The sequence below is a fragment of the Microbacterium halimionae genome, assembly GCF_011761265.1.
In the GTDB taxonomy this organism is placed as follows: Bacteria; Actinomycetota; Actinomycetes; order Actinomycetales; family Microbacteriaceae; genus Microbacterium; species Microbacterium halimionae.
Genome location: NZ_JAAOZB010000001.1, coordinates 42,863 through 56,232, shown reverse-complemented (window position 1 = coordinate 56,232; position 13,370 = coordinate 42,863). Strand labels below are relative to the sequence as shown.

Annotated in this window: 17 protein-coding genes; 14 read left to right on the top strand and 3 right to left on the bottom strand. The window is 61.4% G+C overall.

Features of this window, described 5'->3' with window-relative positions:
• Nucleotides 1-13: 13 nt before the first annotated feature.
• The 5 genes from FHS06_RS00280 (at nt 14) to FHS06_RS00260 (ending at nt 1,390) form a co-directional block, all read left to right on the top strand.
• The gene (locus tag FHS06_RS00280) at nt 14-205 is read left to right on the top strand and encodes a helix-turn-helix domain-containing protein (protein WP_165141394.1); all 192 of its coding nucleotides are present in this window, start codon (nt 14-16) and stop codon (nt 203-205) included.
• A gap of 83 nt (nt 206-288) precedes the next feature.
• Nucleotides 289-387, top strand: coding sequence for a 30S ribosomal protein bS22 (locus FHS06_RS00275; RefSeq protein WP_003792170.1), 99 nt, complete (start codon nt 289-291; stop codon nt 385-387).
• A 75-nt stretch (nt 388-462) separates the two neighbouring features.
• Entirely contained in the window at nt 463-756 is a 294-nt protein-coding gene (locus FHS06_RS00270) for a rhodanese-like domain-containing protein (protein ID WP_167043894.1), read from the top strand.
• 44 nt (nt 757-800) lie between these two features.
• The gene (locus tag FHS06_RS00265) at nt 801-1,076 is read left to right on the top strand and encodes a glutaredoxin family protein (protein ID WP_167043891.1); all 276 of its coding nucleotides are present in this window, start codon (nt 801-803) and stop codon (nt 1,074-1,076) included.
• A gap of 2 nt (nt 1,077-1,078) precedes the next feature.
• Entirely contained in the window at nt 1,079-1,390 is a 312-nt protein-coding gene (locus FHS06_RS00260) for a Dabb family protein (RefSeq protein WP_167043889.1), read from the top strand.
• Here the strand turns inward: FHS06_RS00260 and FHS06_RS00255 are convergent.
• The gene (locus FHS06_RS00255) at nt 1,387-2,595 is read right to left on the bottom strand and encodes a mechanosensitive ion channel family protein (RefSeq protein ID WP_167043886.1); all 1,209 of its coding nucleotides are present in this window, start codon (nt 2,593-2,595) and stop codon (nt 1,387-1,389) included. The two genes, FHS06_RS00260 and FHS06_RS00255, sit on opposite strands and share 4 nt — an antisense overlap.
• Nucleotides 2,596-2,707: 112 nt before the next feature.
• Nucleotides 2,708-4,051, bottom strand: a complete 1,344-nt coding sequence (aspS, locus tag FHS06_RS00250; RefSeq protein ID WP_167043883.1) for an aspartate--tRNA(Asn) ligase — start codon at nt 4,049-4,051, stop codon at nt 2,708-2,710.
• Between the two features lie 47 nt (nt 4,052-4,098).
• Between aspS and FHS06_RS00245 the strand changes: the two genes are divergently transcribed.
• The 7 genes from FHS06_RS00245 to ccsB all read left to right on the top strand — a co-directional run bounded on the left by FHS06_RS00245 (nt 4,099) and on the right by ccsB (nt 10,105).
• Complete coding sequence (locus tag FHS06_RS00245; RefSeq protein WP_167043880.1) at nt 4,099-4,554, top strand: DUF6264 family protein; 456 nt, start codon at nt 4,099-4,101, stop codon at nt 4,552-4,554.
• 99 nt (nt 4,555-4,653) lie between these two features.
• Entirely contained in the window at nt 4,654-5,322 is a 669-nt protein-coding gene (locus FHS06_RS00240; protein WP_167043877.1) for a DedA family protein, read from the top strand.
• 68 nt (nt 5,323-5,390) lie between these two features.
• The gene (locus FHS06_RS00235; protein ID WP_167043874.1) at nt 5,391-6,020 is read left to right on the top strand and encodes a histidine phosphatase family protein; all 630 of its coding nucleotides are present in this window, start codon (nt 5,391-5,393) and stop codon (nt 6,018-6,020) included.
• Entirely contained in the window at nt 6,020-6,613 is a 594-nt protein-coding gene (locus tag FHS06_RS00230; RefSeq protein ID WP_167043870.1) for a TlpA family protein disulfide reductase, read from the top strand. The genes FHS06_RS00235 and FHS06_RS00230 overlap by 1 nt, the downstream gene beginning before the upstream one ends.
• Entirely contained in the window at nt 6,610-7,371 is a 762-nt protein-coding gene (locus tag FHS06_RS00225) for a cytochrome c biogenesis CcdA family protein (RefSeq protein ID WP_167043867.1), read from the top strand. The genes FHS06_RS00230 and FHS06_RS00225 overlap by 4 nt, the downstream gene beginning before the upstream one ends.
• On the top strand, nt 7,352-9,052 hold the full coding sequence (resB, locus tag FHS06_RS00220) for a cytochrome c biogenesis protein ResB (protein ID WP_167043864.1): 1,701 nt from the start codon (nt 7,352-7,354) through the stop codon (nt 9,050-9,052). Before FHS06_RS00225 ends, resB begins: the two co-directional genes overlap by 20 nt.
• Nucleotides 9,053-9,061: 9 nt before the next feature.
• Nucleotides 9,062-10,105, top strand: coding sequence for a c-type cytochrome biogenesis protein CcsB (ccsB, locus tag FHS06_RS00215; protein WP_167043861.1), 1,044 nt, complete (start codon nt 9,062-9,064; stop codon nt 10,103-10,105).
• Between the two features lie 106 nt (nt 10,106-10,211).
• Here ccsB and FHS06_RS00210 read toward each other — a convergent pair whose 3' ends face one another.
• The gene (locus FHS06_RS00210) at nt 10,212-10,472 is read right to left on the bottom strand and encodes a hypothetical protein (protein WP_167043858.1); all 261 of its coding nucleotides are present in this window, start codon (nt 10,470-10,472) and stop codon (nt 10,212-10,214) included.
• Here FHS06_RS00210 and FHS06_RS00205 point away from each other — a divergent pair, their 5' ends adjacent.
• The gene (locus FHS06_RS00205; RefSeq protein WP_167043855.1) at nt 10,473-12,191 is read left to right on the top strand and encodes an amylo-alpha-1,6-glucosidase; all 1,719 of its coding nucleotides are present in this window, start codon (nt 10,473-10,475) and stop codon (nt 12,189-12,191) included.
• A gap of 130 nt (nt 12,192-12,321) precedes the next feature.
• Nucleotides 12,322-13,326: a LacI family DNA-binding transcriptional regulator gene (locus FHS06_RS14255; RefSeq protein WP_310734773.1), complete on the top strand. Its 1,005-nt coding sequence runs from the start codon at nt 12,322-12,324 to the stop codon at nt 13,324-13,326.
• Nucleotides 13,327-13,370: the final 44 nt, after the last annotated feature.

Sequence of the window (13,370 nt, the reverse complement as noted above, 5' to 3'; positions counted from 1 at the left end):
CAAGGGGGACAGGATGCCCGATCTACCTGACGTTCGTTTCCTCACGGTCGCCGAAGTTGCTGACATCATGCGGGTGTCAAAGATGACCGTGTACCGTCTCGTGCACGCGGGGGAGTTGCCTGCAGTCCGCTTCGGGCGAAGCTATCGTGTACCCGAAACGGCAGTATCAGAGGCCGTGCAGCGATCAGCCGCTGACGTCGGCTAGACTGATACGAGGCATTTTTTCACAAACGCCCGTTCCCGGGCGCGGGTATGTGCGCGTCCAGCCCCAGACATAGTGAGGTTTCCGTGGGTTCAGTCATTAAAAAGCGCCGTAAGCGCATGGCGAAGAAGAAGCACCGTAAGTTGCTTCGTAAGACTCGCCACCAGCGCCGCAACAAAAAGTAGCGGCATTGACACTCAGCGCCTATCCACTCGGATGGGCGCTTTGTGTTTGCCACTGAGCGAAGAGGAAGACATCCCATGAAGTCGATTTCAGTTCAGCAGCTCCAGCAGCGTGATGGAGTGCCGTTGATCGATGTACGCGAAGCTGACGAGTTTGCTTCCGGGCATGTGCCCGGTGCGGTCAACGTTCCGATGTCGAGCTTGGGTACGCGGCTCGATGAGTTGCCGGACGGCTCTTTCGATGTCATTTGCCAGGTCGGCGGCCGCTCTGGTCGGGTTGTGGAGGCTCTCGAAGCGCGCGGCTACGATGTCACCAACATTGACGGTGGCACGAGCGACTGGGTCGCTGCGGGATTCCCGCTGGAGAGTTGATCGGCCCGGCGCCCCGGCACTCGTGGGCGCTCTAGAATTACTCTGTGACCACGATCACCCTCATCGGCAAAGACGGCTGTCACCTGTGTGATGTTGCCGCGGGAGTCATCGATCATGTGATCGCCGAGCTTCCAGAAGCGGCAGCGGATCGCATCGATGTGGTCGAAGCGTCGATTGACGCCGACCCGGCGCTCTATGAGGCCTGGTGGGAAAAGATTCCGGTGATCCTCATCGACGGGCGTCTTCACGCCCAGTGGCGCGTTGCGCCAGAACGCCTGCGCGACGCTCTCCTCGATGCGGCAAAGAAAGTAGACGCTTGACAATGACTATCCGACACATTGTCGCGTGGAAGCTTGCCGCCTCAGACGAAGCGACCCGTAGCGAACATTCCGAGAGCGTTATTTCAGCGTTGACAGCGTTGAAGGGTCTAGTTCCCGAAATCCAACACATCACCGTGGGCGCCGGAGTTGTCGAAGGAAACTGGGATCTTGCTCTCATCGTGGATGTCGCTGACCTTGCGGCACTAGACGCCTACCAAAACCATCCCGCTCATCAGGCAGTGCTGCCGCTCGTGCGAAGTGTCGTTTCGGACCGGGTGGCCGTCGACATCGACCTGTCGGCGCTGGCGCGCTAAGAGCTCTTCAAAGTTTCATCCGTCGCCATGGCGGAATCCGCTTCATCCTCGTCTCCGGGGCGGATGATCGGCACTGCCTGAGTGAACTCGTTGGCACGCTCTTCCGCCTCTGAGCTGCCGGTAAAGAGTCCGTCGCTTGTCGGCGTGGGATCTTCTACCGCGTCGCGGACCGCGTTCGGGTCGGTGATAAGAAGTCGCTGTGTCGGCAGCGCGTTGGGAGTGTTCTGCTGTACCCACGAGACCATTGACTCGCGGACGATGCAGCGAAGGTCGAAGAGCGTCGGCGAATCCTTTGCGGTCACGAGGATGCGCACACGCACCATTCCGCCGGTCGCGTCGGTGACCTGCAGAACCGAAGCGCGACCATCCCATAGATCGGTGCCGGCGAGCACATGCTGAAGGTGAGTTCGCATACGCGTCGGAGACACGCGCCAGTCCAGGTCGAGCTCGATCGCGCCCAACAGCTCAGAGCCTTTGCGAGTCCAGTTTTCGAAAGGTGTCGTTGTGAAGTAGGTGCACGGCAAGACGAGCCGACGATCATCCCATATGTTGAGCACAACGTAGCTCAGGGTGATCTCGCCTACTCGGCCCCATTCGCCTTCGACGACGAGTACATCGTCGACGCGAATTGCTTCGCTGAAGACGAGTTGGATGCCCGCGAACAAGTTTGCCAGGACCGACTGCGCGGCGAGACCGGCAACAACAGAAGCAATGCCGGCGGATGCCAGCAAGCTCGCGCCAACCGTCCGCACCGAAGGGAAGGTGAGAAGCGCTGCTCCGATGGCGATGACGACGAGGAGGGCCACAGCAAGGCGCCGCAGAATGAGCATCTGGGTGCGGATGCGTCGCGCCACCCGGTTGTCAGGCACATCGATGCGATATGCACCCAGCGCTAGGTCGGTCGCGAAATAGACCAGGGCACCCACGAGCCACGCGCTGGCTCCGATGATCGCGATTGTGAAAGCTTGATTGATGCCGTCACGCCACTCGGTATCCGGCGGGAGCGAAATATTGATAGCGATCCAGAGCGAAATCACCAGGATCATCACTCGGAACGGTCGGCGCCCCCGCTGCACGAGGACTGTCGGCCACGACCCCCGGCGGGCCATGAGACGGAAAACCCACGTTACGATCCAAGCGAGAAGCAGCGCGCCGACAATAGCGATGGCGACGGCGATGCCGATCTCCAACCAGTCTTGCCACATGGGATCTCCTTCGGTTCGGAAGACCCAGCGTACGCAGGGCCTCGGCGTGCCTTGCAAGTCACGTTGTGCTCAGCAAAGGTGTGTTACCCCGCTGAGCACAACGTCGTGGTCGCTAGGGCGCGAGCCGTGTGGGTCCGCGGAAGAGGAACGTCACTTCGCGGATTGAGGATTCTCCGAGCAGCAACATCAGAACGCGGGCAAGGCCCATGCCGAAGCCGCCGTGCGGCGGCACGCCATAGCGGAAGAAGTCGAGGTAGTGCTCGAGACCTTCCAGAGCGAGGCCCTTTTCGACTGCTTGCGCTTCGAGCACATCGATGCGGTGTTCACGCTGAGCGCCGGTCGTGATCTCCACGCCCTGGAAAAGCAGGTCGTAGCTCTTCGTGAGCCCGGTTTCTTCATCACGCATGTGATAAAACGGCCGAATTCCGGCGTGGTAGTCGGTGATGAACACGAACTGGTGGCCGAAGGTCTCAGCGACGTGAGCTGAGATCTGACGCTCACCTTCGGGGTCGAGGTCGCCATCGGTACGAGGAGTTTGATACCCGCGGGCCGCGATGATGTCGTGCGCTTCAGCGAGCGGAATGCGCGGGAAGGGGAGAGACGGAACAGTAACCTCGATGCCGAAGAGCTCGGCAATCTCCGCGCCGTGCTTCTCTTTCACGGCAGCAATTGCTGTTGCGAGCAGTTCTTCCTGCATCGCCGCGACATCTTCGTGAGAATCGATCCAGCTGATCTCGGCGTCGACAGAAGTGAATTCAGTCGCGTGACGGCTGGTGAAGCTCGGGTCAGCGCGGAAGACATCGCCGATCTCGAAGATTTTGCCGAAGCCTGACGCCTGCGCCATCTGCTTGTAGTGCTGGGGGCTTTGAGCGAGGTATGCCGTCTGGTCGCCGAAGTACTCCATCGAGAACAACTCGGCGTTCGACTCTGACGGGCTCGACATGAGCTTTGGCGTGTGGAGCTCGATGTAGTCGCGGTCCACCCAGTAGGTGCGCATCGCGTGCTCGAGCGTCGTCTGCACCCGGAAGATGAGGTTGTTGCGGCGCTGGCGAAGATCGATGAAGCGCCAGTCCATGCGCTTATCCATGCCGGAATCGCTCGCAATGGGCGTCTCGGGATCTGCTGCGGCCGCGATGTCGAGCGAGCCGATCTTGATCTCTGTGCCGCCAAGCTTCACGCGCTCGTCGTGCTTGAGTGTGCCGTGCACTTTCAAGAATGTGCCCGTTGATAGAGCTGAGATTGATTCGGTGAGCGCCAAGGCATCCGATGCCTCTGCGGGTGCATCTTCAGCAACCTCACGAGTCGCCGGGTTCACCAACTGCACGGCGCCGGTCTCATCGCGCAGGATGACGAACTGCACCTTCTTTTGGTCACGGACGGTTTCAACCCATCCCGACACCGATACGGCGCCATCGGCACGGGACTGCAGTTCACTAATCAGGACGCGTTCGCTCACGGGAGACCAGTCTACGTGGGCGAACGCTCGGCTCTAAGATAAGCCTCGTGAGCGGCGAGAAACGGGTCTACACGCTGGGCCCAGAGACCTATCGGGTGAGCACCGAACCTCCGGTATCGGAGTACGCCGCGGGGCCGACTCCGCGGCGAGATGTGAACTCACTCCCACAGCGACGCCGGCGCCGCTGGGACCTGTGGCTGACGATCAGCCTGCTCGTGCTGCTGGCAGCGGCGAGTGTGACGGCATCCGTGTTGGCAGTTCTCCTGACGTATGCATTCAACGCGTGCGGGTCGGGAGCGTGCAGTCGAGATGTCATGAATATCGGGGTCTGGGTGTCTTTGACAGCGCCGTGGATCGCTTTTGTCATAGCGCTCGCCCTTTCGATCGTGCTGCTGATCGTTCGCCGTCTGGCGTTCTGGGTGCCGCTTGCAGCGTTTGTGCTTGTGGTGGGGCTCTGGAACGTGGGCGCTTTCATCGTGTGGGCCGGCGCCGTCGGAGCCTGATCGCGCAGCACCCGTTCACAGGAGCGAGTCATCTTGGCTCGATACGGTGGCCGTCAGCGCCTTTTCGGGCGTGCCGATCACCTCGCGCAAGGGCACCTGATGACCGACACCACCGCAGATACGTCCTGGCTGACGAGCATTGTTGACTGGTCGGTCTCGCTTATGGAGATCATTGGCCCCGCCGGGGCAGGCATCGCTATTGCTCTTGAGAACCTTTTTCCGCCGTTGCCGAGTGAAGTCATCTTGCCGATGGCGGGCCTTACCGCGAGCCGCGGCACATTCACTCTCTTCGAGGCGCTCGCGTGGACCACAGCCGGGTCGGTCGTCGGCGCGTTCATGCTTTACGCACTGGGTGCCTGGCTTGGGATTGCGCGGCTTAGGGCGATTGCCCGAAAGGTGCCGCTGCTGCATCCCGAAGATATCGACCGCACAGTGGGGTGGTTTCAGCGTCACGGTGGTAAGGCCATTTTCTTTGGCCGCATGATTCCGCTTTTTCGAAGCCTCATCTCGATACCGGCAGGCGTCACGCGCATGCCGCTGTGGAAATTCGGCCTCTTGACAACGCTCGGGAGCGCGATTTGGAACACGATTTTCGTGCTTGCCGGGTACTTTCTCGGTGAATCATGGCCACTCGTCGAGCGGTACGCTGACTTTTTCCAAACCGTCGTCATCGTGGGCGTGGTCGTGGCGCTCGGCTGGTTCCTGACGATGCGCGTTCGCTCGATCATCCGAACGCGGCGGGCCGGAGGAACGTCAGCCTCAGAGTGACTGGTGCGACCTTCTCTCGCAGCTCACGCTCAGGCTCTCCATAGGAGGCATCCACGTACACTTGACGTGTGCCCGCAGACCGTCTTCACCTCGTGCGACACGGTGAGGTGCATAACCCCGAACGCGTTTTGTACGGCCGCCTGCCCGCCTTCCGGCTGAGCGCAGACGGACGAGAGATGGCGCGCCAGGCAGCCGAGTTTTTGCAGGGCCTCGAACGACCGATCACGTCCCTCGTGTGCTCCCCGCTGCAGCGCACCCGTGAGTCGTCGGAGCCATTCACCGAACTTTTTGGACTCGATCCCGTCGTTGACGAACGAGTAATCGAACCGACCAACGTGTTCGAAGGCACGCGAATGAAGCGTGCACTCATGAACCCACTCAATTGGCGATTCCTGATGCGGCCAGCTGTTCCCAGTTGGGGCGAACCATACGCGAGCGTGATCGCGCGAATGAATCGGGCAATGACGGATGCCTGGACTCGCACTGAAAGCGGAGATGCTGTGATCGTCTCGCACCAGCTTCCGATTTGGGTGACTCACCTCGACGTCGCCGGTTTGCCTGCGAAACACGATCCACGCAATCGCCGGTGCGCGTTGTCGAGCGTCACCACTTTCGAACGCCGTGGCGCGGGCTGGGCCGAAGTTGGTTACGCGGAGCCTGCCACGAGCGCCGGCTCGATCGATGTGGGAGCAGTGTGATGCGAAGGATTGTGAGCGCAGCATCCCTCGCGCTTGTCGGAGTTCTCGTTTTGGCGAGCTGCACGAGCGATCCGCTCGCCGAGCAGTACAACGCGGGGGACAACAAGGGCTATATCGCGGGCGACCTGAGCGTGGTCGAAATCCCGGCCGACGAGCGAGGCGAGCCCGTTGAGTTCGATGGCGTGCTCGACAATGGCGAAAACGTGTCAAGCGACGACTACGACGGAGACGTGCTGGTCGTGAACTTTTGGTACGCAGCGTGCGGTCCGTGCATCGTCGAGGCGCCGCGGCTAGAAAAGGCGTATCAACAATTCACCGATCAAGATGTCGCCTTCCTCGGCGTCAATACCTATGATCAGGCTCCCACGTCGCTCGCTTTCGCCGAAGACAACGGCATCAGCTATCCGAGTGTGATTGCTGTCAACGACGGCAGCGTCAAGCTCGCTTTCGCCGATGCGACGCCGCTAAATGCGACGCCCACAACCATCGTTCTTGACAAGCAGGGCAGAGTTGCTGCTCGCATCGTGGGCGAGCTGCCCGACGCGTCTGTGCTCACCGCGCTCGTGCGCGACGCGGTAGCGGAAACTTCGTGAACCCCGACGCGATCATCGGCGCGGGCGCGCTGTGGGTTGCCGTACCCCTCGCGCTCGCGGCAGGCCTCGTGTCGTTCTTGTCGCCCTGTGTGCTGCCGCTCGTCCCGGGTTATCTCGGATTTCTCGGGGGCGCATCAAGCGCTGTCGCGCCGGGCTCCTCCGGGGGGTCTACGACGCCGGGACGCGGCCGGCTCGTTGGCGGAGTGCTGCTTTTCATCGCAGGATTCACCGTCGTATTCATGGCGGTCACAATTCTCGGTGGCACCCTTGGGGCATTCTTCATCGCGTACGCCGACATCATCACGCGCATTCTTGGTGTGATCGTGATCGCGATGGGCCTCATCTTCATCGGAGTCTTCGGCTTCGCCCAGCGCACCTTCAAACCACAGATTCGTGGCAACCTCGGCCTCGTCGGGGCGCCGCTGCTGGGGCTTGCCCTCGGCATCGGTTGGGCGCCGTGCATCGGTCCGACTCTCGCGTCGATCATCGCCGTCTCATGGAACTTCGGTGACCCAGGGCGCGCAGCCATTTTGGGCCTTGCCTACTCGTTGGGGCTCGGCATCCCATTTCTTCTTCTCGCCCTCGGCTTCGGATGGGCCACCACCTCGGTGGCGTTTGTCCGGCGGCACATTCGGGCGTTCAACATCGTCGGCGGAGTGCTTTTGATCGTGCTGGGTGTTCTGATGGTCGTCGGCGTCTGGAGCGCCCTCATGTCGCACCTGCAGGGGGTGTTCATCAATGTCCCGCTCCCGCTCTGAGGCCGACTCCGAGCCACTGCGTCCGTCTGACCACGTCGACGGAGTGGCTGTCTCCGATGATCGACGCGACGGCTCAGGTGACATCACGCAGCCTCGACTTGGCTTTATCGGCTGGATGCGCTGGGCATGGCGCCAGCTCACGAGCATGCGGACGGCGCTTGTGCTGCTGCTGTTGCTCGCTATTGCGGCTGTACCTGGATCGATCTTCCCGCAGCGAACTGCCGACCCGAACGGTGTGACGCAGTATTTCACTGACAACCCGGATGTTGCGCCGATTCTCGACAACCTGCAGTTGTTCGACGTCTATGCATCGTCGTGGTTTTCGGCGATCTACATTCTGCTGTTCATTTCACTTATCGGCTGCGTCATCCCTCGCACGAAGCACCACTGGAAGGCGCTCCGCTCACGGCCGCCGCGTACCCCCGCCCGGCTCGCGCGCCTCGATGACCACATCGTGTCGGAGATCGCGCACGAAGACGACCCCGACAAGCATGCGCAGGATGCCGTCGACCTCGCGGCGTCCCAGCTTCGTACCGCCGGGTACCGGGTGGAGCGCTACGACCGGCGCGGCTCGTATTCGGTATCCGCTGAGCGTGGTTATCTCCGTGAGACGGGGAACCTTGTTTTCCACATCGCGCTCATCGGCGTTTTGATCGCCGTTGGTCTCGGTGGTTCTTTTACGTACACGGGCCAGCGAGTCATCGTGGAGGGCACCACATTCGTGAATGCGCTCACTGACTACTCATCGTTCAACCCGGGCCGTTTCGTCAACATCGATGAGGTATCGCGCTACTCGATGACACTCGATAGCTTCGACGTGACATACCAAGACGCCGGAACGAGCGGTGCTGGTCAAGCCGGCGACTTCTCCGCGAATCTCACAACTCAGGTGCCGGGCGAAGAAGCCACCGAGGGCTCGGTGCGTGTGAACCACCCGCTCAAGCTCGAGGGCGACAGCATCTACCTGCTCGGAAACGGCTATGCGCCAACGATCACGGTCGCAGATGCCGATGGCAATGTCGTGTACCAGGATTCGGTGCCGTTCTTGCCGCAAGACAACAACCTCACGTCTCTTGGTGTCGTCAAGGTTGCCGACGGGTTGCCTGAGCAGGTCGGACTCGTCGGATTCTTCTACCCGACAGCTCAGGCCCTCGATACCGGGGCTTTTACGTCGATTTGGCCCGACCTGGTTTACCCAGTGCTCACCCTCAACGTGTACGCGGGTGATCTTGGCATCGACGATGGCGCGCCGCGTTCGGTTTACACCCTCGACACGGGTTCTATGGAAAAACTCACCGGTACCGACACGGATGTCGAGTCGATCGAGCTCATGCCCGGCGACAGCGCCGAGCTTCCGAACGGATGGGGCACTGTAACTTTCACCAACGAAGCGCCCGAGGGCTCAGAGGGCTATGAGCAGTCGGTGAAGCGATTCGCGTCGCTTTCGATCCACCACGACGCGGCAGGGCCGTGGGTGCTGCTGTTCGCTGTGCTTGCAACGCTTGGTCTTCTCGTGGCGCTCTTCGTGCCCCGACGCCGCATGTGGGTAAAGGCGACCACGACCGAATCGGGCATTCAGATCGAATATGCGGGTCTCGCTCGCGGCGAAGACCCGATCCTGGCGGCAGCTGTCGCTCAAATGGCGCGCAAGCACGGCGACGCCCTCGAATCCGGGAAGTAGAATTCAGAAATGACTGCAACCGAAGGGCTCAGTCTCGACGACATATCGGTGCTGCTCGTCTGGACCGCCATCGCGATCTATGCGCTCGCGTTCATCGCATACACAATCGATCTGTCGCGCCGTTCGGCCGCACTCGTCGAAGCTCAAGACGTCGCTGTGCGCGACAAAGAACTTGTCGCAGCGGGCTCGGGTGAGTCCGTGGCGCAGTTGCGTGCCCAAGAAAGTGCCGCCGAGGCATCCCTGTATGCTCGTGGTTCTGCTCGGCAGCGGCTGCTCTTCGCTCGCATCGGCACAACACTGACGTGGTTGGCGTTCTTGTTCCACGTTGGTGCCGACGTCGCCCGCGGAATCGCGGCCGAGCGTGTGCCGTGGTCGAACATGTACGAGTTCTCGCTGACGGGCACGATGCTCATCGTTGCTGTGTTCCTCACCGTGCTCTTCCGCTATGACCTCCGCTTCCTCGGTTCGTTCGTCACCGGTCTCGTTGTTCTGCTTCTCGGCAGTGCGACTCTCGCGTTCTACGTCGAGATCACGCCACTGATGGACCCACTCAAGTCGGTGTGGCTCGTCGTTCACGTCTTTGTCGCATCTCTCGGTACGGCGTTCTTCGCACTAGCTTTTGCGCTGTCAGTTCTGCAGCTTCTTCAAGCCCGGCGCGAGCGCAAGGTGGCAGCGCAAGTTGAGCCTCCGGCCGGCACTGTCGTGAAGACTGGACCGCGTTTCGTGCGGCTTCTACCGGGTGCCGATGCAATGGAAGCGATGGCTTACCGGTTCGCAATCATCGGGTTCGTGTTCTGGACTTTCACTCTTATCGCGGGTTCCATCTGGGCCAACGATGCGTGGGGCCGCTACTGGGGATTCGACACAAAAGAAGTGTGGACCTTCGTCATTTGGGTGCTTTACGCCGGCTACATTCACGCGCGTGCGACGCGCGGATGGCGTGGAACCCGCTCGGCGTGGCTGTCGATCGTCGGCTTTGCTGCCGTCATGTTCAACTTCACGATCGTCAACATGTTCTTCAAGGGACTCCACGTCTACAGCGGGCTCAGCTAGAGCCCACGCGTACCGCTGACGCGCGGCATGCATCGTCACGTTCCCCGGTCCTCCCGGCATCCCGGCATCCCGGCGTGACGTTTGTCCCGTTCGCTCTGTCGCCCCATCACTCCCGTGACTTGCCGATTTTTGCGGGTGTTTGACGCACGGCACCCGCAAAAACGGGCAAGTCGCGAAGGGTCGCATGCGGATGCCTCCGGCACGACGTGCGCAGGAGGCGCATGGTGTGGGGTGTGAGAGCGAGGTCGAGAGCGAGAGCGGCATCGGGGTCGGGGTCGGGCCGAGAGTGTGGGCGTAGTGGCGCCACGAGACCCGTGAGGTGCAGTAGCGTTGTCGAACCGGTTCGATGACGCAACGAGGGCACCACATGAGCACTTCTCTGCCGCAGTTCTCCCTTGAGGAGATTCCGTTCAGCATGCGCGGGTCCTGGTTGAACCTCTCCCCGATAATTGGGCTGAATGAGAGATCCGACCACGTCCATCTCGTCTCGCACACCGGCGGAATCCATCCTATTTTTGCTTTCGTTCCGACCCGCGACGGTGTCGAACTCTCCGCGCCGGTGACGGCGAATCCCGCGGCGCTTTCGTGGGATTGCGGTTCAAGCGCGCGAATGCGCGCAACTTTCGCGTCGCCGTCACGGCTGCTTCTCGCGGGGGAGGGCGTTGATCTCACCCTCAGCGAGGCATCCAGTGCACTCACGCCGTTTACGGGGTCGTACCTCTTCCTCGATCCCATGGATAGTGCTGCGGTGCTGACAAGCTACGAGACAGGTCGCCGCTACCGCGTCACCGTCCAGCGTGGCGAGATGGAGATCGTCGGAGCAGAAGCGCTCGGCGACGCGGAGCGCGCTGTGGTTGTGACCGGATCCGACGGATGGGAAATTGCCATCGAGGAATTCGATACGTCGGCAGTCTCAGCGAGTGAGCCTGTGCTCGCTTTTGACGATGCTGTTGCGAACTCGGCGTCGATGTTCGCAGAGTACGTCGACAAGATCGCGAACTGGCGAAGACCAGAAACTGCGGGCACAGTCGAGCTCGCGGCCTACGTCATGTGGTCGGCGACGGTTGCACCCGCCGGGTTTCTCAGCCGCGAATCCGTGTTGATGTCGAAGCACTGGATGGACAAAGTGTGGAGCTGGGACCACTGCTTCAACGCCATAGCCCTCGCGGGTGGCTTGCCGGATGCCGCGATTGATCAGTTTCTTGCCCCGTTCGACCACCAGGAACCAGGTGGCGCAATGCCCGACTCGATCACGCACTCCGAGGTGCTGTACAACTTCGTGAAACCGCCGATTCACGGATGGGCTCTGCGCAGGCTGAGAGCCGCGGCATCCGCGCCCGTTTCGCGAGACCAGCTTGTAGAGGTCTACGAGCACCTCGCGGACTGGACGCGCTTCTGGCTCGAGCAGCGGACGGCGCCCGGTCGCCAGATTCCGCACTACCAGCACGGCAACGACAGCGGCTGGGACAACTCCACAATGTTCGACATTGATCGAGTCGTCGAAGCTCCAGATCTGGCCGCATTTCTGGCGGTGCAAATGGATGTGCTGGCAGATCTCGCCGACGAGCTCGACATCGCGGCGGGTGACAGCTGGCGGCAGCGCTCCGAGCGGATGCAGCGAGCCCTCCTCGATGAACTGCGCGACGCCGAGGGGTTCTTCGCGCGCGGAGTGCTGAGTGGACAAAAAAGTACCCGCACGAGCCTCCTCCCGCTCCTCGCTGTTGTCATTGCCGATCGGCTGCCCACAGAGTTAGGCGATCAACTGGCGTCGCAGATTGAGGAACACCTCACAGAGTGGGGCCCGGCAACCCAACGCCCCGACACCGTCGAGTACGAAGCCGACGGGTACTGGCGTGGGCCGATCTGGGCTCCGTCGACCGTGTTGATCGAGGATGGACTGCGCCGCGGCGGATATACCGAGCTTGCGGATGCAGTGAGCTCGAGGTTTCGAGCGCTTTGTGAACGCTCAGGTTTTGCGGAGAATTTCGACGCTCTCTCGGGAGAAGGCTTGCGCGATCGCGCCTACACCTGGACAGCGAGTGCGTACCTGATGCTCGCTCGTGACAGCGCCCATCGGGTCAGCTAGACGCTGCTCGACGCGATTTTAAGAAAAAAGGGTTGCGGGACGTCCGCTCCTGGCATAGTGTCGAACCGGTTCGAATCGAACCGGTTCGATGACGAACGAATGGTAGGAAAAAGTGGCAACGATAGGTGATGTGGCACGCGTCGCTGGGGTATCTCGCAGCACCGCGTCGTATGCGCTATCTGGAAAGCGCACGATCTCGCCCGAGGTGCGGCTCAAGGTCGCTGAAGCGGTCGCAAGCCTCGGCTACACCCCGAACGCGGGCGCACGCGCGCTTGCCACGTCTCAAACCAAAGTGATTGCGCTGCTCGCCCAGTTCCTTGATGACGAATTCGCGCCCGCCATGCTCCAGTACATCCTCGGAGTCACAAACACGGCTCGGCAGCTCGGCTACGACACTCTTTTGGTATCCGAGGGTGATGGCGCCGCGGCGCTGCAACGCATCTCGTCTTCGCGCATGGTTGATGGCTTCGTGCTTTTGAACGTCGCACAAGACGACGAGCGTCTGGGTGTACTCCAGTCCGCATCCCAGCCCGGCGCCCTCGTCGGCCTTCCTGGGGAGACCGGCGACTTCGACATCTTCGACCTGGATTTCGTCGCAACCGGACGGCTGATGGTTGAACGGATGTCTGAGCTCGGACACCGCGAACTGATTCTTGTGTCGCAGCCTGAGCATGTCGTTGAGCGAGGTGGAGCTTACGTATGGCGTCTCGCGAATGCCGCAAGTGAGCGTGCCGAAGAGCTCGGAGTAACCCTCCACCACTATTTCGGTTCGGCAAGTCAGCCCGAGATCGGCCGCGACCTCAATGCATTCCTAGACGCACACCCTGACGCGACAGGCTTGTTGCTCAACAACGAAGCCGCCGCGGCTGCGCTACCGAATGTGTTGAACATGCGCGGTATTTCAAGTCCGGGCGACCTGTCCGTCATCGGTCGCTACTCCGATGACTTTGCCCGTACATTTTCGCTGCCGTATTCGGCCATTGATAGCGCCGCTGACGAACTCGGTCGTCGCGCTGTCGAGCACCTCGTTGCGCGCATTGAAGCTGCCGCCGACCTTGCCGTCGAGCCGCTCATCGAACTTATCCCGCCAACAATCCAAGACCGCGGCAGCACCGCCGCACCCCAGCCGCGCTGATCCCTGGCCGGCACAGCAAGGCTCGTCGCCCGGCGAGCTCAACG

Bases quoted from the DNA above. Each gene is read 5' to 3' on its own strand.
- FHS06_RS00280 (WP_165141394.1), top strand. From the start codon at position 14: ATGCCCGATCTACCTGACGTTCGTTTCCTCACGGTCGCCGAAGTTGCT.
- FHS06_RS00270 (WP_167043894.1), top strand. From the start codon at position 463: ATGAAGTCGATTTCAGTTCAGCAGCTCCAGCAGCGTGATGGAGTGCCG.
- FHS06_RS00260 (WP_167043889.1), top strand. From the start codon at position 1,079: ATGACTATCCGACACATTGTCGCGTGGAAGCTTGCCGCCTCAGACGAA.
- FHS06_RS00255 (WP_167043886.1), bottom strand. From the start codon at position 2,595: ATGTGGCAAGACTGGTTGGAGATCGGCATCGCCGTCGCCATCGCTATT.
- FHS06_RS00240 (WP_167043877.1), top strand. From the start codon at position 4,654: ATGACCGACACCACCGCAGATACGTCCTGGCTGACGAGCATTGTTGAC.
- FHS06_RS00230 (WP_167043870.1), top strand. From the start codon at position 6,020: ATGCGAAGGATTGTGAGCGCAGCATCCCTCGCGCTTGTCGGAGTTCTC.
- resB (WP_167043864.1), top strand. From the start codon at position 7,352: ATGTCCCGCTCCCGCTCTGAGGCCGACTCCGAGCCACTGCGTCCGTCT.
- ccsB (WP_167043861.1), top strand. From the start codon at position 9,062: ATGACTGCAACCGAAGGGCTCAGTCTCGACGACATATCGGTGCTGCTC.
- FHS06_RS00205 (WP_167043855.1), top strand. From the start codon at position 10,473: ATGAGCACTTCTCTGCCGCAGTTCTCCCTTGAGGAGATTCCGTTCAGC.